At 67.8% G+C, this 17,630-nt stretch carries 19 protein-coding genes; 3 read left to right on the top strand and 16 right to left on the bottom strand.

The window, feature by feature from the left end; genetic code table 11:
- Nucleotides 1-29: 29 nt before the first annotated feature.
- The 8 genes from hslU to BLS66_RS14665 form a co-directional block, all read right to left on the bottom strand.
- Nucleotides 30-1,403 carry an ATP-dependent protease ATPase subunit HslU gene (gene hslU, locus BLS66_RS14700; protein ID WP_049464617.1) on the bottom strand — a complete coding sequence of 458 codons (1,374 nt, stop codon included), beginning with the start codon at nt 1,401-1,403 and terminating at the stop codon, nt 30-32.
- 103 nt (nt 1,404-1,506) lie between these two features.
- On the bottom strand, nt 1,507-2,058 hold the full coding sequence (gene hslV / locus BLS66_RS14695; protein WP_049464619.1) for an ATP-dependent protease subunit HslV: 552 nt from the start codon (nt 2,056-2,058) through the stop codon (nt 1,507-1,509).
- 85 nt (nt 2,059-2,143) lie between these two features.
- On the bottom strand, nt 2,144-3,040 hold the full coding sequence (xerC, locus tag BLS66_RS14690) for a tyrosine recombinase XerC (RefSeq protein ID WP_074726173.1): 897 nt from the start codon (nt 3,038-3,040) through the stop codon (nt 2,144-2,146).
- Nucleotides 3,041-3,056: 16 nt separating this feature from the next.
- On the bottom strand, nt 3,057-3,731 hold the full coding sequence (locus BLS66_RS14685) for a DUF484 family protein (RefSeq protein ID WP_057495124.1): 675 nt from the start codon (nt 3,729-3,731) through the stop codon (nt 3,057-3,059).
- Nucleotides 3,728-4,579, bottom strand: coding sequence for a diaminopimelate epimerase (gene dapF, locus BLS66_RS14680; protein WP_074726172.1), 852 nt, complete (start codon nt 4,577-4,579; stop codon nt 3,728-3,730). Before dapF ends, BLS66_RS14685 begins: the two co-directional genes overlap by 4 nt.
- Entirely contained in the window at nt 4,572-4,844 is a 273-nt protein-coding gene (lptM, locus tag BLS66_RS14675; RefSeq protein ID WP_074726171.1) for an LPS translocon maturation chaperone LptM, read from the bottom strand. The genes dapF and lptM overlap by 8 nt, the downstream gene beginning before the upstream one ends.
- A gap of 82 nt (nt 4,845-4,926) precedes the next feature.
- Nucleotides 4,927-5,352, bottom strand: coding sequence for a YbaN family protein (locus tag BLS66_RS14670; protein ID WP_074726170.1), 426 nt, complete (start codon nt 5,350-5,352; stop codon nt 4,927-4,929).
- A 53-nt stretch (nt 5,353-5,405) separates the two neighbouring features.
- Nucleotides 5,406-7,517, bottom strand: a complete 2,112-nt coding sequence (locus BLS66_RS14665; RefSeq protein ID WP_074726196.1) for a S9 family peptidase — start codon at nt 7,515-7,517, stop codon at nt 5,406-5,408.
- A 241-nt stretch (nt 7,518-7,758) separates the two neighbouring features.
- Between BLS66_RS14665 and BLS66_RS14660 the strand changes: the two genes are divergently transcribed.
- Nucleotides 7,759-8,952, top strand: coding sequence for a pyridoxal phosphate-dependent aminotransferase (locus tag BLS66_RS14660; protein ID WP_057495121.1), 1,194 nt, complete (start codon nt 7,759-7,761; stop codon nt 8,950-8,952).
- A gap of 118 nt (nt 8,953-9,070) precedes the next feature.
- Here BLS66_RS14660 and BLS66_RS14655 read toward each other — a convergent pair whose 3' ends face one another.
- Nucleotides 9,071-11,167 (bottom strand): prolyl oligopeptidase family serine peptidase, encoded by a 2,097-nt coding sequence (locus BLS66_RS14655; RefSeq protein ID WP_074726169.1) that lies wholly within the window; start codon nt 11,165-11,167, stop codon nt 9,071-9,073.
- Between the two features lie 69 nt (nt 11,168-11,236).
- Nucleotides 11,237-11,560, bottom strand: coding sequence for a hypothetical protein (locus BLS66_RS14650; protein WP_057495120.1), 324 nt, complete (start codon nt 11,558-11,560; stop codon nt 11,237-11,239).
- Nucleotides 11,561-11,688: 128 nt separating this feature from the next.
- Here BLS66_RS14650 and BLS66_RS14645 point away from each other — a divergent pair, with 128 nt between their 5' ends.
- A complete protein-coding gene (locus BLS66_RS14645; RefSeq protein ID WP_049464637.1) occupies nt 11,689-12,291 on the top strand; it encodes a lipocalin family protein in 603 nt (200 codons plus the stop codon).
- Nucleotides 12,292-12,331: 40 nt separating this feature from the next.
- Here BLS66_RS14645 and BLS66_RS14640 read toward each other — a convergent pair whose 3' ends face one another.
- From BLS66_RS14640 to BLS66_RS14620, 5 genes are all read right to left on the bottom strand, one after another.
- Entirely contained in the window at nt 12,332-12,631 is a 300-nt protein-coding gene (locus BLS66_RS14640; RefSeq protein WP_049439995.1) for a HigA family addiction module antitoxin, read from the bottom strand.
- A gap of 10 nt (nt 12,632-12,641) precedes the next feature.
- Entirely contained in the window at nt 12,642-12,920 is a 279-nt protein-coding gene (locus tag BLS66_RS14635) for a type II toxin-antitoxin system RelE/ParE family toxin (protein WP_074726168.1), read from the bottom strand.
- A gap of 206 nt (nt 12,921-13,126) precedes the next feature.
- Nucleotides 13,127-13,816 carry a methionine ABC transporter permease gene (locus tag BLS66_RS14630; RefSeq protein WP_049464639.1) on the bottom strand — a complete coding sequence of 230 codons (690 nt, stop codon included), beginning with the start codon at nt 13,814-13,816 and terminating at the stop codon, nt 13,127-13,129.
- Nucleotides 13,813-14,820, bottom strand: coding sequence for a methionine ABC transporter ATP-binding protein (locus tag BLS66_RS14625; RefSeq protein ID WP_010481369.1), 1,008 nt, complete (start codon nt 14,818-14,820; stop codon nt 13,813-13,815). Before BLS66_RS14625 ends, BLS66_RS14630 begins: the two co-directional genes overlap by 4 nt.
- 179 nt (nt 14,821-14,999) lie before the next feature.
- Nucleotides 15,000-15,896, bottom strand: coding sequence for a DMT family transporter (locus BLS66_RS14620; RefSeq protein ID WP_014038546.1), 897 nt, complete (start codon nt 15,894-15,896; stop codon nt 15,000-15,002).
- 95 nt (nt 15,897-15,991) lie between these two features.
- On the opposite strand from BLS66_RS14620, the gene BLS66_RS14615 reads away from it, so the two are divergent.
- Complete coding sequence (locus BLS66_RS14615; RefSeq protein WP_049464641.1) at nt 15,992-16,474, top strand: YajQ family cyclic di-GMP-binding protein; 483 nt, start codon at nt 15,992-15,994, stop codon at nt 16,472-16,474.
- A 34-nt stretch (nt 16,475-16,508) separates the two neighbouring features.
- On the opposite strand, the gene BLS66_RS14610 is transcribed toward BLS66_RS14615, so the two are convergent.
- Complete coding sequence (locus BLS66_RS14610; RefSeq protein ID WP_049464643.1) at nt 16,509-17,606, bottom strand: helix-turn-helix domain-containing protein; 1,098 nt, start codon at nt 17,604-17,606, stop codon at nt 16,509-16,511.
- Between the last annotated feature and the right edge of the window lie 24 nt (nt 17,607-17,630).

Below are 17,630 nucleotides of genomic sequence, written 5' to 3'. Positions count from 1 at the left end.
CGCGGCGAAGGATCCGACCCCATCGGGCGTTACAGGATGTAGCGGCTCAGGTCCGGATCCTGCACCAGCTCGCCCAGGTGCTTGTCCACGTAGGCGCTGTCGATCGCCAGGCTTTCACCGTCACGGTCCGGTGCCTCGTAGCTGAGTGAATCCAGCAGGCGCTCCAGCACGGTGTGCAGGCGGCGGGCACCGATGTTCTCCTGGCGCTCGTTCACCTGGAAGGCGATCTCGGCCAGGCGGTCGATGGCATCGGCGGTGAAGCTGACCTTGACCCCTTCGGTGGCCAGCAGTGCTTCGTACTGCTTGGTCAGCGCGGCCTTCGGTTCGGTCAGGATGCGCACGAAGTCATGCTTGCTCAGTGCACCCAGTTCAACGCGGATCGGGAAACGACCCTGCAGTTCCGGAATCAGGTCGCTGGGCTTGGCCAGGTGGAACGCGCCCGACGCGATGAACAGGATGTGGTCGGTCTTGATCGTGCCGTACTTGGTGGACACGTTGGAGCCTTCCACCAGCGGCAGCAGGTCACGCTGCACGCCTTCGCGCGATACATCACCACCGCCCACGTTGTCACCGCGCTTGGCGACCTTGTCGATCTCGTCGATGAAGACGATGCCATGCTGCTCGCAGGCTTCGATCGCGGCGGTACGGATGTCGTCCTCGTTGACCAGCTTGCCGGCCTCTTCCTCGACCAGCAACGGGCGCGCGGCCTTGATGGTCAGCGTGCGCTTGTGCGCCTTGGCGCCGCCGCCGAGGTTGGCGAACATCGACTTCAGCTGCTGGCCCATTTCCTCCATGCCCGGCGGGGTCATGATGTCCATGCTCACGTTCGCGGCCAGGTCCAGCTCGATCTCGCGCTCGTCCAGCTCGCCGTTGCGCAGCATCTTGCGGAACTTGATGCGGGTCTCGTTGTCCTGCGCCGACGGCTCGTTGCGCGCCACTTCCGGATCGAAACCGATGCCACCGCTGCGGCGCGGCAGCAGTGCATCGAGGATGCGGTCTTCGGCGCGCTCTTCGGCCTGGGTGCGCACGCGCACCTTGGCCTGTTCGCGATACAGCTTGACCGCGGTATCGGCCAGGTCGCGGATGATCTGCTCGACGTCCTTGCCGACATAGCCGACTTCGGTGAAGCGGGTCGCTTCGACCTTCACGAACGGCGCGTTGGCCAGGGTGGCCAGGCGGCGCGCGATCTCGGTCTTGCCGACGCCGGTCGGGCCGATCATCAGGATGTTCTTCGGCATCACTTCATTGCGCAGCTCGGGCACCAGCTGCATGCGGCGCCAGCGGTTGCGCAGGGCGATGGCCACCGCGCGCTTGGCGTCGTGCTGGCCGACGATGTGTCGGTCCAGTTCCTGCACGATCTCGCGCGGGGTCATGGTGGCGGAGGAAACTTCGATCTTCGACATGGATGTGCTCACGGATTCTTTGTCGGTAGTGCCGGCCGCTGGCCGGCAACCAGGCACGCGTGCGGGGGAGCATGAGGTTGCCGGCCAGCGGCCGGCGCTACCCTCACAGCTCTTCGACCACCACGTTGCGGTTGGTGTAGATGCAGATGTCGCCGGCGATGCCGATCGCTTCGCTGGCAATGGTGCGCGCATCCAGTGCGGTGTGCGCCATCAGCGCGCGCGCCGCAGACAGCGCGTACGAGCCACCGGAGCCGATGGCGATGATGCCGTCCTCCGGCTCGATCACATCACCGGTGCCGCTGATGATCAGCGAGGTTTCCTTGTCGGCCACCGCCAACAGGGCTTCCAGCTTCCCCAGGCGACGCTCGGTGCGCCAATCCTTGGCCAGTTCGACCGCTGCGCGCTGCAACTGGCCGTGCTTCTCCAGCTTGGCCTCGAACAGCTCGAACAGGGTGAAGGCATCGGCCGCGGCGCCGGCGAATCCGGCCAGCACCTGGCCGTCGCGGCCAAGGCGGCGCACCTTGCGTGCATTGCCCTTCATCACGGTGTGGCCCAGCGTGACCTGGCCGTCGCCGGCAATGGCCACGTGCTCGCCGCGACGGACGCAGACGATGGTGGTGGCGTGGAAAACGTTGGGGTTCTGACTGGGGTCCATGATGCCTCCGGGGTGACAGAACCAGAGGTGGGGACTGCGCTGCGCCCTTCAAGCCACCCGCGACCGGCTGCCGCAAGGGCAACGTTCAGCTTTCTCCGCTGCCGTCGTTGCTGCGTCGGCGCTTCGCGCGCGGGTGCGCGGCGTCGTAGACCTTGGCCAGGTGCTGGAAATCGAGGTGGGTATAGATCTGCGTGGTGGCGATGTCGGCGTGGCCCAGCAGCTCCTGCACGCCGCGCAGGTCGCCGGACGATTCCAGGATATGGCTGGCGAAACTGTGCCGCAGCATGTGCGGGTGCACCTGCTTGAACAGGCCCTGGCGCTGCGCCAGCTGGCGGATGCGGATCTGTACCGCACGCGGGCTGATCGGCCCGTTGCGGCCGGGAAATACCGGCGAAGCCGGGCCGCCACCACTTTCCGCGCGCCAGGCCTGCAGCGCTTCGCGCGCCGGCCGGCCGAACGGCACCCTGCGCTGGCGGTTGCCCTTGCCCAGCACGTTGACCAGGCCGCTGTCGAAATCCAGATCGCGCCAGGTCAGCGCGCAGACTTCGCTCAGGCGCAGGCCCGAGGAATAGAACAGCTCCAGCAGCGCGCGGTCACGGCGGCCGAGGTCGCCGTCCGGCTCCAGCTCGACCAGCTGCACGGCCTCATCGGCATCGAGAACCTGCGGCAAGCGGCGCGGCGCGCGCGGGGCCTTCAACGTCGCCGCCGGGCTGGCCTCGACGCGTCCGTGCTTGAGCAGCCAGGCGTAGAAGCTTCGGCAGGCCGACAGGCGGCGCTGCAGGCTCTTGGCCGACAGCCCGCGGCGATGCTCATCGGCCACGAACTGGCGCAACGCATCGGCATCCAGTGCTTCCACGGCCACGCCGCGCGGCTCGGCCCAGGCCGACAGCGCGTCCAGGTCGCGGCGGTAGGCATCCAGCGTATGCGCCGACATCCGCCGCTCCACCTGCAGGTGCTGCAGGAAGGCCTGTACCGCGCTCATCGCCGTCGTGCCCTGCTCAGCCCGCGAAGCGCTTCAGGCCAGTGGCCAGGGCGTCGCCCATCATGCGCAGGAACAACGTGCCCATGCCCGGGTAGAAGCGGTTCGGGTCGTGGCTGCCGACCGCGATCAGGCCCACCCCTGGCAGTGGCAGCAGCGCGGTGGTCTGCACTTCCTCGCTGCGCGCGCCGTACAGCACGGCGTTCTTTTCCGGCTGCAGGCGGCCGCAGATCGGCTCGCCGTCCTTCAGGCAGTCGCGGAACGGCCCCAGCTGCGGATCATCGGCAGCGATCACCTGCAGCCAGTCGGCCTGCTCCAGCCCGGCCACCGGCGCATGCACCACCAGCCGCACCAGGTCGCCGGCGAAGTCTTCCTGAAGCGATGCGGCCATCGCGCGCAGGGTGTCAGCCGCGTTGTCCTGCTTCATCAGTGCCAGGGTCAGCTGGTGCGTACGCACCGCCAGCCGTTCATTGACCTGGGCGGTCGCGCCCAGGTCGGCCAACCGTCGCGCCAGCTCGCGGTTCTTCTCGCGCAGGACTTCCAGCTGGTAGCTGGCCAGCGACGCGGTCGGGCCGTCATCACGCGGCACCACCAGGGTCAGCGCCAGGTCCGGGAACTGCTTGAGGAAGCCGGGATGACGCCGCAACCAGGCAGCGACTTCATGGGCCCCGAGCTTGTCGACGGTTTCGGTCATGCCACCCACTCCCCTTCGAAGACGAATGCGGTCGGGCCGGCCATCACCACCGGCTGGCCCTCGCCCGGCCACTGGATGCGCAGGTCGCCGCCGGGCAGGCTGATGCGGGCATCCCGCTGCAGGCGGCCGCGCTGCATCAGGGTCACCGCGGCGGCGCAGGCGCCACTGCCGCAGGCAAGGGTTTCGCCGACGCCGCGCTCGAACACGCGCAGGCGGGCGTGCGCCGGGCCCATGACCTGGGCAAAGCCCACGTTCACCGACCTCGGGAACGACGCGTGCTGCTGCAGCAGCGCACCCACGCGCTCGACCGGTGCGGCATCGATCAGGCCCACTTCGATCACGGCATGCGGGTTGCCCATCGACACTGCGGCGAAGCGTACGCTCTCGCCCTGCAGCGGCAGCAGGTATTCCTCGCGCGGGTGGGCAAAGCCCACCAGCGGCACGTTGGCCGGCTCGAACGCGGGCACCCCCATGGTCACGGCGAACTGGCCATCGCCCAGCACCTTCGCTTCATGGCTGGCCAACGGGCTGTCGATGACGAATGTATCGCCTTGCGCACTGCCTTCGCGCACCAGCCAGGCCGCGATGCAGCGCGCGCCGTTGCCGCACTGTTCGGAGTTGGAGCCGTCGGCATTCCAGATGCGGTACGAGGCCACCGAACCGTCCGCACGCGGCGCCTCGATGGTCAGGATCTGGTCGCAGCCGACGCCGGTGTGGCGGTCGGCCAGGCGCGCGGCCAGTTCAGGCGTGGGCGGCGCGGTGCCGTCACGCAGATCAATCACTACGAAATCATTGCCCGCGCCATGCATCTTGCTGAAGCGCAGGGCCCTGGAACCGGCCTTACTCATTCCCGCTGCCCGCCGTCTTCTCCGGCGCGGGTGCCGGCTGGGTGGTCGGTGCAGCCGGGTCCACGGTGGTGGCCGGGGTAGCGGTGCCCTGGGTCTGCGCCGGGGTCGCCTCGGTGGCGGGCTCGGCTGCCGGTTCGACGGTCTCTTCCACCGGCACCGGCTTCTGCGGCAGTACCAGCGGGCCCTTGTTGCCGCAGGCGGCGAGGAGCAGCAGCGAGGCCGCTGCCAGCGGAATCAGGATGGCGTTTCGATGGGGGATCTTCATGCCCCGAGTATAGCCATTGGCGGCTGAGCGGTTGGTGCAGGGGATCGGGTTGCCGGCCAGCGGCCGGTACTACCGCCGGTGCTCAATCCGCGGGGGGCGGCAGCGGCCGGGTCCACAGCCAGATCGCCACCACGGTCATGCTGCCGATCGAGAACCACTTCACCCAGGCGATCGGCACGCACCACAGCATGATGCCGGCGCATACCGCCATGGTGATCGTGGCCATCCACTTGCCGTAGCGGCTGACCGCGCCGTGCGCCTGCCAGTTGGCGATGGCCGGGCCGAAGCGCGGATGCTGCAGCAGCCAGGTGTGCAGGCGCTCGGATCCGCGCGAGGCGGCCCACGCCGAGATCAGGATGAACACGGTGGTGGGAAGGCCCGGCACGAAGATGCCGACGATGCCGGTGCCCAGGCTGGCGTAGGCCAGCAGCCACCACGCCCAGCGGAAACGCACCACGCGTGGCGGCACAGCGCTATCGCCGGAGGCTGGTGGTTCGGGCAGGCTCATGGCCGCAAGGATACCGGTTCGGGGCGCCGGGAATGCCCGGCACCCCTTCACGCTCAGGGCTGGGCGATGCCCAGCTGCTGCAGCACGAATGCGTACGACTCGGACAGCTCGCGGTAGCGCTGGAAGCGCCCCGACTTGCCGCCGTGGCCGGCTTCCATGTTGGTGCGGAACAGGATCGGGTAGTGGCCGGTGTTGTCATCCCGCAGCCTGGCCACCCACTTGGCCGGCTCCCAGTACTGCACCTGCGAATCCCACAGGCCGGTGCCCACGAACAGCGCCGGGTAGGCCTGCCGCTTCACGTTGTCGTAGGGCGAGTAGGACAGCATGTAGTCGTAATACTGTTTCTGTTCCGGGTTGCCCCACTCGTCGTACTCGTTGGTGGTCAGCGGAATGGTCGGGTCGAGCATGGTGGTGACCACGTCGACGAACGGCACCTGCGCCACCATCACCCGGTAATCCTGCGGCGCCTGGTTGGCCACCGCGCCCATCAGCAGGCCACCGGCGCTGCCGCCGGACGCGGCGACGCGATCCTTCGCCGCCCAACCCTGCGCGACGAGGCCGCGGGTGACATCGATGAAGTCGTTGAAGGTGTTCTGCTTGTGCAGCAGCTTGCCGTTCTCGTACCAGTCGCGGCCCATTTCCTGGCCACCGCGGATGTGGGCGATGGCATACACCACGCCACGATCGAGCAGGCTGACCGCCGTCTGGTTGAAGTACGGGTCCATCGACATGCCGTAGCTGCCGTAGGCGTACTGGAACAGCGCGCCCTTGCCATCCTTCTGGTAGCCCTTGCGGTAGACCAGCGACACCGGCACCTTCACCCCATCACGCGCGGTGATCCAGACGCGATCGGTTTCGTACTTCGAGGCGTCATAGCCGATCACCGGCTGCACCTTCAGTTGGCGGCGCTCACCGGTGGCGGTGTTCAGTTCGAACACCGTGGTCGGGGTGGTCATCGAGGTGTAGACGTAGCGCAGCCACGGCGTATCGGCCTCGGTGTTGTCGCCCAGGCCCATCGAATACGCCGGCTCATCAGCCTTCACGTAGTCGCTGCGGCCATCCTTGAACAGCAGGCGGATACGCTCCAGGCCCTCGGAACGTTCGGCGATGGCGGTGTACGCATCGAACAGTTCAAAGCCCTCGATGAACACCGCATCGTCGTGCGCGATCCAATCCTTCCATTGCGCGCGCGAGGTGGCATCGGTCGGCGCAGTGACCAGCTTGAAGTTCTTCGCACCGTCGTTGGTGCGGATCACCCAGCGGCCGTCGTAGTGGTCGGCGTCGTATTCGACGTCGCGCTGGCGCGGAGCCAGCACGGTGAACGTGGTCGGATCGCTGGCCGGCGCGTAGCGCTCTTCCGACGACACCGTGCTGTGCACGCCGATGGTGATGAAGCGATCGTCGCGGGTGCGGCCGATGCCCATGTAGAAGCTGTCGTCCTGTTCTTCGTAGACCACGGTGTCGGCGCTGACCGGGGTGCCCAGCACGTGCTTTTTCACCCGCACGGTCAGCAGCGTTTCCGGATCGTTCTCGACGTACAGCACGGTGCGGTTGTCGTCGGCCCAGACCAGGTCGCCGGAGCTGCCGGTGATCACATCGGGCAGCACCTGGCCGGTGCGCAGGTCCTTGAAGCGGATCGTGTACTGGCGGCGGCCGACATCATCATCGGCCCAGGCCAGCAGCTGGTTGTCCTGGCTCACTTCCATCGAGCCGACGCTGAAATAGCCCTTGCCGGCGGCCATGGCGTTGACGTCCAGCAGGATCTCCTCGGCGGCCTCCATGCTGCCCTTGCGGCGCGCGTGGATCGGATAGTCCTGGCCGGTCTCGAAGCGGCTGTAATACCAGTAGCCGCGCTCACGCGCCGGCACGCTGGAATCATCCTGCTTGATGCGGCCGACGATCTCCTTGTACAGGGTGTCTTCGAGCGGCTTGAGCGGCGCCAGCACCTGGTCCGCGTAGGCATTCTCGGCCTGCAGGTAAGCCAGCATGTCCTTGTTCTCGCGCTTGTCGTCGCGCAGCCAGTAATAGTCATCATTGCGGGTCGCGCCGAACGGCGCCTTGACCACATGCGGATGCCTGGCGGCATCCGGCGGAACGGGCGGAGTGGCGGCGGTAGCAGTCGTGGTCATCAGGCTGGCGAGCAACAGGCAGAGGGTGGACTTCATGAAATAGGGTTCCTGGCGCATCAATGCAATGGTCTTCGGCGGGGTCACATCCGTTTTCCCGAAAGGGGATCTGACCCCAATCCCGGCAATGCGGCAACCCTGCGGATCGTCATGGTGGCCATGCCTGCCGGTAGTGCCGGCCGCTGGCCGGCAACCGACCCACCCGCAGGCCGTGAGGTTGCCGGCCAGCGGCCGGCACTACCGGAGCGCGTGACCCCGGTGCGCGGCGTACCATGGGCACATGAGCACCCTGCCCCACCCGCCGGGCTACAGCCGGCGCAGCCATGAAATCGCCCCGTTCCACGTGATGTCCCTGCTGGCCCGCGCGCAGGCGCTGGAACAGGCCGGCCACGATGTGATCCACCTGGAAATCGGCGAGCCGGACTTCACCACGGCCGAACCGGTCGTGCGTGCCGGCCAGGCCGCATTGGCCGCCGGCCATACCCGCTACACCGCTGCACGCGGCCTGCCGGCGCTGCGCCAGGCGATCAGCGGCTTCTATCGCAGCCACTACGGGCTGGACATCGACCCTGAACGCATCCTGGTCACTCCGGGCGGCTCCGGTGCGCTGCTGCTGGCCAGCAGCCTGCTGGTCGACCCCGGGCGCCACTGGCTGCTGGCCGACCCCGGTTATCCGTGCAACCGTCATTTCCTGCGCCTGGTGGAAGGCGGCGCGCAACTGGTGCCGGTTGGCCCGGACACGGCCTACCAGCTCACCCCCTCCCTGGTCGAACAGCACTGGAACGCCGACAGCGTCGGCGCGCTGGTCGCCTCGCCGGCCAACCCCACCGGCACCGTGCTTGCCGCCGACGAACTGGCGGCACTGTCGCAGGCCCTGCACGCGCGGGGCGGCCACCTGGTGGTGGACGAGATCTACCACGGCCTGACCTACGGCCTGGATGCGCCCAGCGTGCTGCAGGTGGACGACAGCGCGTTCGTGCTGAACAGTTTCTCCAAGTACTTCGGCATGACCGGCTGGCGGCTGGGCTGGCTGGTGGCACCCCCGGCAGCGGTACCGGACCTGGAGAAGCTGGCGCAGAACCTGTACATCAGCGCCTCCAGCATTGCCCAGCACGCCGCGCTGGCGTGTTTCAGCGAAGAATCGATGGCGATCTTCGAGCAGCGTCGCGAAGCGTTCCGCCAGCGTCGCGACTTCCTGCTGCCCGCGCTGCGTGAGCTGGGCTTCCGTATCGAGGTCGAGCCGCAGGGCGCGTTCTACCTGTACGCCGACGTCAGCGCATTCACCGACGATGCGCAGGCGTTCTGCGCCCACTTCCTGGAAACCGAGCACGTGGCGTTCACCCCGGGCCTGGATTTCGGCTTCCATCGCGCCAACCAGCACGTGCGGCTGGCGTACACGCAGGAAGTACCCCGGTTGCAGGAGGCGGTGGCGCGGATCGCGCGCGGGTTGAAGCGCTGGCAGGGATCACGTTGACGGTAGTGCCGGTCGCTGGCCGGCAACCCGGGAATGCGTGAATGATGCAGTTGCCGGCCAGCGGCCGGCACTACCGGCAAAGAAAAACGCCGCCCTCGGGCGGCGTTTTCCGTTCTGCTTACTTGCCGCCCAGCCGCTCCCACAGGAAGCTGTAGGCCAGCGCCGACATATGCGCGGCCTGCGCGTTGTTGGCGGCGCCGCCGTGGCCCCCTTCGATGTTCTCGTAGTAGGTCACGTCCTTGCCGGCGTCGATCATCTTCGCGGCCATCTTGCGGGCGTGGCCCGGGTGCACGCGGTCGTCGCGGGTCGAGGTGGTGAACAGCACCGGCGGGTAGTTCTTCTTCGCGTTGAACAGGTGGTACGGCGAGAAGGTCTTGATGAACTCCCAGTCGCTGGTATCCGGGTTGCCGTACTCGGCCATCCACGAGGCACCGGCCAGCAGGTGGCTGTAGCGCTTCATGTCCAGCAGCGGCACCTGCACCACCACCGCACCGAACAGCTCCGGGTACTGGGTCAGCATGTTGCCGGTCAGCAGGCCACCGTTGCTGCCGCCCTGCACGCCCAGGTGCTTGGCGCTGGTGATCTTGCGCTTGACCAGGTCCCGCGCCACCGCAGCCATGTCTTCATAGGCCTTGTGACGGTTCTGCTTCAGCGCCGCCTGGTGCCAGCGCGGGCCGTACTCGCCGCCGCCGCGGATGTTGGCGACCACATACACACCGCCCTTCTCCAGCCAGGCGCGGCCCATGCCACCGGAATAGCTCGGGGTCAGCGAGATCTCGAAGCCACCGTAGCCGTACAGCAGCGTCGGATTGGAGCCATCGAGCTTCATCGCCCTGTCGTGCACCACGAAGTACGGCACGCGGGTGCCGTCCTTGCTGGTGGCGAAGTGCTGCTCGATCACCTTGCCCTTGGCATCGAAGAAGGCCGGCATGGTCTTCAGCGTTTCCGGTGCCTGGCCGATCTCGGCCAGGGCCAGCGTGGTCGGGGTCAGGTAGTCGGTTGCAGTCAGCCACACCGCATCGCTGTCGTTGCTGTCCACGGCCGCCACGCCCAGCGTGCCAAAGGCCGGCGCGCCCACGAAGCGGCTGGTCTGCCAGCCATTGGCGCCCGGGGTCAGCACCGACAGGCGGTTCTTGACGTCGTCCAGCACATTCAGCACCAGGTGGTTCCTGGTCCAGGTGGCGCTGGCCAGCGAGGTGGTCGCGGTCGGGGTGAACAGCACGTCGAACTCGCGCTTGCCGGCCAGGAAGTCATCCAGCTTCGTCGCCAGCAGCGAACCGGACGCGTACGTCTTGCCGCGCACGGTCCACGGATCGCGCAGCTCCAGGGTCAGCCACTGCTTGTGCAGGCCCTTCTCGGCCGAATTCGGCGCGTCGATCTTGGTCAGCGTGCCGTCGTCGCCGCGCAGGTAGATCTCGTTGTTGTAGAACGCCAGGGTGCGGCTGACCAGGTTGCGTTCGAAGCCCGGGGTGTCATCGTGCATCGCCGCGATGTACATGTCCTCCGGCTTGCCTTCATACACCACGGTGGCCGAGGCCATCGGCGTGCCGCGCTTCCACAGCTTGGCCACGCGCGGGTAGCCGGAGGTGGTCATCGAGCCGGCACCGAAGTCGGTGTAGACGAACACGGTGTCGCGATCGACCCAGTTGAGGCCGCCCTTCGACTCCGGACGGAAGAAGCCGTCCTTGATCCAGGTCTTGTTGGCCAGGTCGAACTCGCGGGTCACGTCGGCGTCGGCACCGCCGCGCGACAGCGCGATCAGGCAGCGGCTGTAATCCGGGCGCAGGCAGTCGGCGCCGTGCCAGACCCAGTTCTCACCCTCGGCCTTGTTCAGTGCATCCAGGTCGAGCACGGTCTCCCACTGCGGCGAAGCCTTGCGGTACTCGGCCAGGGTGGTGCGCCGCCACAGGCCGCGTTCGTGCTGCTGGTCCTTCCAGAAGTTGTAGTAGTAGTCACCGATCTTCTGCACGCCGGGAATCTTGGCATCGGAGTCGAGCACCTCGCGGATGCGGGTCTCCATCTGCTTGAAGGCCGGGGTCTGCGCCAGGCGCGCCTCGGACTTGGCATTCTGTTCCTTGACCCAGGACAGCGGCTTGTCGCCGGTGACGTCCTCCAGCCAGGCGTAGCGATCGGTGTCTTCAGCGGCCACGGCGGTCCCCACCGAGGCAGCGGTCATCATGCCGGCCAGCAGGCAGGCGGAAGCGAGTCGTGACATTGCAGCTCCAGGCAGTCATAAGCCGTGGAACGCTAGCACGGAATGTCGTGGCCTCCCCCGTGTCGAAGGTCAGGCCGTGGCGGCCGGGCTGCGCCGGCCACGCGAGGCCGGAACAGGCCTGCGCCGCGCCTGTCCACCGGTACGCCGCACCAGCGGCAGCCCTGACAGGCGCGGCAGTGGAAAGCGCAGCAGCGCCCACCAGGCCACCAGCGGCATGCCCACCAGCCACATCGGCAGCCAGCCGAGCCACGTGCTGTTGCCACGTGCCGCCGGCCAGACCAGCACCAGCGCCAGCCCGGCCAGGGCCAGCTGCCGCACGCCACGCAGCAGGCGCGGGTCGGCGCGTTCGACAATGCGTTCAGTTGCAGGGCGACGGACGGAACGTGCGTTCATGGGGCTTCTCCGGTAGACAATGCAACACAGCTTGGGCAAGCCCCTTCTCACAGGTTGCGACACCATTGACGGATCGCGCACGCTCAGTCGACCATGCTCAGGCAAAGCCCTCCTGAGCCCGCTCCCGCATGACTTCGATCCGCCCGCTCTGCGCCGTGTTGCTGGCCCTGTCCCTGGCGGGTCCCGCCATGGCGGCCGGTGAGCCGCCATCACCCCGTGCCAGCGTCCCGCGCGCCGCCGATCCGGATGCACCGATCGACCTGAAGCGCTTCATGGGCACCTGGTACGTGATCGGCCGCGTGCCGAACTTCATCGAGCGCGGGCACGTGGCCAGCGTCAACGAGTACGAACTGCGCGACGCGCACAAGGTCGGCATCACCTACCGTTACCGCGATGGCTTCGGCGAACCGCTGCAGGAAGTGCGCGCGCGCGCCAGCGTCGACCCGGACAGCGGCAACCACGGCTGGCGCACCTGGTTCTACCGCGTGGTGCCCACCCATTCGCGGGTACTGGAAGTCGCCCCGGATTACTCGTGGGCGCTGATCGGTTATCCGGGCCGTGAGATGGCCTGGATCTTCTCGCGCACGCCGGACATGGACAAAGCCCTGTACAAGGAGCTGGCCGAGCGCCTGCGTGACGAGTACGGGGTAAACACCGACAAGCTCAAGCGCGTGCCGCAGCACCCGGAGCAGGTCGGCAAGCTGGGCTACGAAGTACCGAACGCGCGTTGACCGGATCGTGGGCGCGGATCCGGGGCCGCGCGTCCAGGATTCATGCCGCCCGAGGCTGCACGCGGCGTTCGATCTCGCTGCGTGTTGGCAACGTCTTGAGATCGTAGGCCGCCTGCATCGCAAGCCAGGAAGCGGCATCCCCGCCGAAATGCCGTGCCAACCGCGCTGCCGTGTCCGCCGAGATGCTGCGCTGACCGTGGACGATGGCGTGCAGCCGCGTTGCGGGAACATCCAGCGCCTTCGCCAACGCATTCACGCTCAGCGACAGGGGCAGCAGAAACTCTTCGCGCAGGATCTCGCCAGGATGGATGGCGCGCATGCCGTTGTGGGGACGCTTCATGGCGGGCACCTCAGTGATAGTCAACAATTTCCACGGCATCGGCGCCGCTGTCGGTCCAGGTGAAACAGAGCCGCCACTGATCATTGATGCGGAGGCTGTATTGTCCTCTCCCATCACCTGACAGCGCCTCAAGACGATTCCCGGGCGGGCTGCGCAGGAAGGCCAGCGTCTGTGCCGAATCGAGCAGCTGGAGTTTACGTTCAGCCGCGCGTCGTATCGGGCGCCAAGCGCGAGGGCAGGCTCCTTCAAACAGGGCACGGGTCTGCTTGCAGCGGAATGAACGGATCATTCCGTCAAACGTATTACGCCTTACGGAACATACCAAGGAACGCGATGTGCTGCCAGTCCCAGTCTGGCGATATCGATCCCTGATGGGCGTGGCGGCTTCCAGAGCCTGGCGCTATGACAGGCACCCTGTCGACCCTCTGCAGGCTGCAAGCTGCCGGCCAGCGGCCGGCACTACCCGAACGATGCCGGGCGCCGCCCGGCACTCTGTTATCTGCGGCTGTAATGCGCGACCAGGCGGTCGCCGAGCATCTGCAGCAGCTGCACCAGCACCAGCAGCAGGACCACGGTGACCAGGGCGACGTCGGTGTGCGAACGCTGGTAACCATCGCGGAACGCCAGGTCGCCAAGGCCGCCCGAGCCGATCGCACCGCCCATCGCGGTGAAGCCGATCAGGGCCACGGTGGTGACCGTCGCACCGGCAATCAGGCCCGGGCGCGCTTCCGGCAGCAGCACGCGGGTGACCAGCTGCCAGGTGGTGGCACCCATCGCCTGGGTCGCCTCGATCACGCCCCGATCCACTTCGCGCAGCGCGGTCTCGACCAGGCGCGCGTAGAACGGCGCGGCACCAATGACCAGCGGCACGATCGCACCGCGCACGCCCAGCGAGGTGCCCATCAGGAACAGCGTGACCGGGATCAGCACGATCATCAGGATGATGAAAGGCACCGAACGCAACAGGTTCACCACCAGCGCCAGCGCACCGTAGGCGAACGGACGCCGCTTCATCTGCGGCGCGCCGAACAGGTACAGCAGCACGCCCAGCGGCAGGCCGATGACCAGGGTCAGCGGCAGCGAACCAAGCAGCATCAGCAGGGTGTCGAGGGTCGCCTGGCCGATGTCGGCCCACTTGCCCGCATCCAGATGGCGGAAGAAACCACCGGCAGTGGCGATGATCATCGACGCAGCTCCTCAACATGCACGCCGGCAGCCACGAACGCGGCCTGCGCGGCAGACTGGTCACCGCCCACCAGGGCGACCACCAGCTGGCCATACGGGGTGTCCTTGATCCGGTCGATACGCCCGGACAGGATGTTGTAGTCGACCCCGGTCTGGCGCGCGACGCTGCCGAGCAGGGGTTCGTAGGTGTCGCCGCCGAGGAAGGTCAGGCGCACGATGCGCCCGCCGACCACGTCGAAATCGCGGTGCAACGCGCCTTCGTCCACATGCTCCGACTCGCTGACGAACCGGCGCGTGGTCGGGTGCTGCGGGTGCAGGAAGACGCGGGTAACCGGTCCGGTTTCGACCATCTGGCCGGCATCGAGCACGGCGACGCGGTCGCAGACGCGGCGGATCACATCCATCTCGTGGGTGATCAGCACGATGGTCAGGCCGAGCTCGCGGTTGATCTTCGACAGCAGCGACAGCACCGATGCAGTGGTCTGCGGGTCGAGCGCACTGGTGGCCTCGTCGCACAGCAGGATCTGCGGGCGGGTCGCCAGCGCACGGGCGATGCCGACGCGCTGCTTCTGGCCACCGGACAGCTGCGCCGGATACTTCTGCGCATGCGCTTCCAGGCCGACGGTCTGCAGCAGTTCGGCAACGCGCGCATCGATCTCCGCCTTCGGCGTCCCGGCCAGCTCCAGCGGGAAGGCGACATTGCCGGCCACGGTGCGCGAGGACAGAAGGTTGAAGTGCTGGAAGATCATGCCGATGCGCCGGCGCAGCGCGCGCAGGCCGTCCGCGTCCAGCGCGGTGACATCCTCGCCGCCGATCAGCAACCGCCCGCCACTGGGTTCTTCCAGCCGGTTGATCATGCGGATCAGGGTCGATTTGCCGGCGCCGGAATGGCCGATGATGCCGAATACCTCACCGGCTTCGATGGTCAGGTCCAGCGGTTGCAGCGCGCTGACTTCGCGGCCGGCAACGGCATAGGATTTGTGCAGGCGCTGGAACTCGATCACGGGCGTGGCTCACCGGCTGGGTGACGGAAGGGGGCGTGCAGCCTACCAGCGCAGGCCGTCGCGCGCCCGCGCCATGGGCCAGAATGTTATTCCTTTTGGTTCTAAGCCGCCCGCGCCGGCGCATTCGCCGGGGTCGGATCCCCGCAGGGGCTCTGACCGCATTCCCTGGCCCAACCGGCTCAGGGATGATCCAGCGGCTTCGGCGGCTCCTGCCGGTTCACCCGCTCGCGGTGCAGCAGGTACAGACCGGAGGCGACGATGATCGCGGCGCCCACCCAGGTATAGCCGTCGGGCAGCTGGCCCCAGAAGGCCAGGTCCCAGCCGATCACCCAGACCAGCCCGCTGTACTCCAGCGGCGCGATCATCGAGGCCTCGCCCAGCTGGAAGGCCTTGGTCAGGGCGATCTGGCCCAGGGCCCCGGCCAGGCCCATGCCGGCGATCAGCGGTGCATGCGCCAGCTGCAGCGGCACCCAGCCGGGAATGGACAGCAGGCCGGCACCGATGGCCATGATGACCAGGAACCACACCACCATCGACTGCGAGGTATCGGTGCGGGTCAGCAGGCTGACCGTGATCGCCGCCACGGCATAGGCGGTTGCCGCCGCCAGCACCATCAGGCCGGGCACCGAAATGAAGCCGTCCACGCCCGGACGCAGCACCACCAGCACGCCGACCAGGCCGATGCCGATGGCGACCCAGCGCCGCGGCCCGACCCGCTCGCCCAGCAGCGGCACCGACAAGGCGGCGATCAGCAGCGGAGCGACGAAGTAGATGGTGTAGGCGGTGGACAGCGGCAGGTCGCGCAGGGCGAACACGAAGCAGCCGATCATCGCCATGCCCAGCGCCCCGCGCAGCAGGTGCAGGCCCCAGCGGCGCGGCACCAGCGAACGCGGCCCCGCGCTGGCCAGCACCCACACCAGCACGAACGGCAACGAGGCCGCGCCGCGCAGGAAGGTCACTTCCAGGGTGGGGTAGCTGGCCGACAGCTGCTTCATGCCAGCGTCCATCAGCGAGAAACAGGCGACCGCAGCGACCATCCAGGCCACCGCACGCGAAGGGGAGCGTTGCACGTTCATGGCCCATTATCGCCCGGTCGTCGCCTTCTGCAGAACACGGGCATGCGGGCCCTCGCGATAGAATGGTCGCCACTGAATCCTGCGGAGCATCGCCCATGCCTTCCTTCGACGTCGTGTCCGAAGTCGACACCCACGAACTGACCAACGCCATCGACCAGGCCAACCGCGAACTGAGCACCCGCTTCGACTTCAAGGGCGTGGATGCCCGGTTCGAACGCGACGGCGATGTGATCAACCAGACCGCGCCGACCGAGTTCCAGCTCAAGCAGATGAACGACATCCTGCGCGCACGCCTGGCCGCGCGCGGCATCGACGTGCTCAGCCTGGAGTTCGGTGACATCGAGACCAACCTGGCCCAGGCCCGGCAGAAGATCACCGTCAAGCAGGGCATCGAGCAGAAGATCGCCAAGAAGATCGCCGCTGCACTGAAGGACGCCAAGCTGAAGGTGGAAAGCCAGATCAACGGCGACAAGCTGCGCGTGCAGGGCAAGAAGCGCGACGATCTGCAGGAGGCCATCGCAGTACTGAAAGCCGGCAAGTTCGAACTACCGCTGCAGTTCAACAACTTCCGCGACTGATCGATCCGCCGGGCCGTGCCCGGCGATCCCCGCGTCAATCGCGCAGCAGCTTGTACAGCGTGGTGCGCGAGATCCCCAGCTGGCGCGCAGCCAGGCTGAGATTGCCGTCCGCGGCCTGCGCCGCGCGGCGTGCCGCCTCGCGCTGCTGCTGACGCAGCAGTGGCGTACCGGTGGTGTTGCTGGCACGGCGCGGCGTACCGCGCCGCGCCGCGCACCGCGGCCCCTGCAGATGCTGCAGGTAGACCGCACTGCCCTCGCCCAGCCGGACCCGATGCGGTGCACCGGGTTGCAGCAGGCGGCGCCGCTGTGCCGCACTGGCGCCGGCAAACAGCACGCCCAGGTCCAGCAAGGGCAACGGCCCGCGCCTGGGCAGGCCCAGCAGGCGCCGCGCAACGCGGTTGGCCGCGCGCAGCTGGCCATCCTCCTGCACTGCCAGCAGCCCCTGCAGCGGCGACAGCAACCAGCGCGGATCATGCTGCACCGCCAGCAGGTGGACGTCGGCCAGCGCACTGAACAGGCGATTCTCGCTGGCCAGCGCCGCCTGCCGGAAATAGCCCTGCAGCAAGGACGGATCCCGCTCGCCCAGGCCGGTAATGTCGATCGCCCCACAGACCCGGCCATCGGGATCATGCAGCGGCTCACTCAGGCAGAACACCGGGGCGAAACGCTGCAGGTAGTGCTCGTTGCCACGCACCAGCGCAGGCAGGTCGTCGGCCAGGCTGACCGCCGGTGCGGTGGTGCCGATCACGCTCTCGCCGAGCCGCCGCCCGACCTGGATCGGCCGCAGCAGGGGCGCGTCTTCCAGGCCATGCGCCTGCTGCGCGATCACCATGCCATCGCGGTTGGCGCAGAACATCGTCCAGCCGCGCCCACCGAACGCGGCCCACAGCTGTTCGAGCTCGGGCCGCACGCAGCCCGCCAGGCGCCGGTCATCGGGATGGGACAGGTGGCGGCCGTCACCCAGCAGCGGTGGATAGCAAGGCTCCTGTCCCGGCTGCAGGCCCGCCGCACGGGAGCGCTGCCACGACCGCTGCAGGGGCAACGGCAACAGCTGCAATGACTGCGCATCGCCCTCGGCGAAGGCGGCACGCGCCGCCACCACCTGCTGTTGCCCGACTGTCGTGGCCATCATCACCTGCGCCCTCCGCCGGTGGCC

The organism is Stenotrophomonas pavanii, from assembly GCF_900101175.1.
Taxonomy (GTDB): domain Bacteria; phylum Pseudomonadota; class Gammaproteobacteria; order Xanthomonadales; family Xanthomonadaceae; genus Stenotrophomonas; species Stenotrophomonas pavanii.
This window is presented reverse-complemented; position numbering and strand designations above follow the sequence as displayed.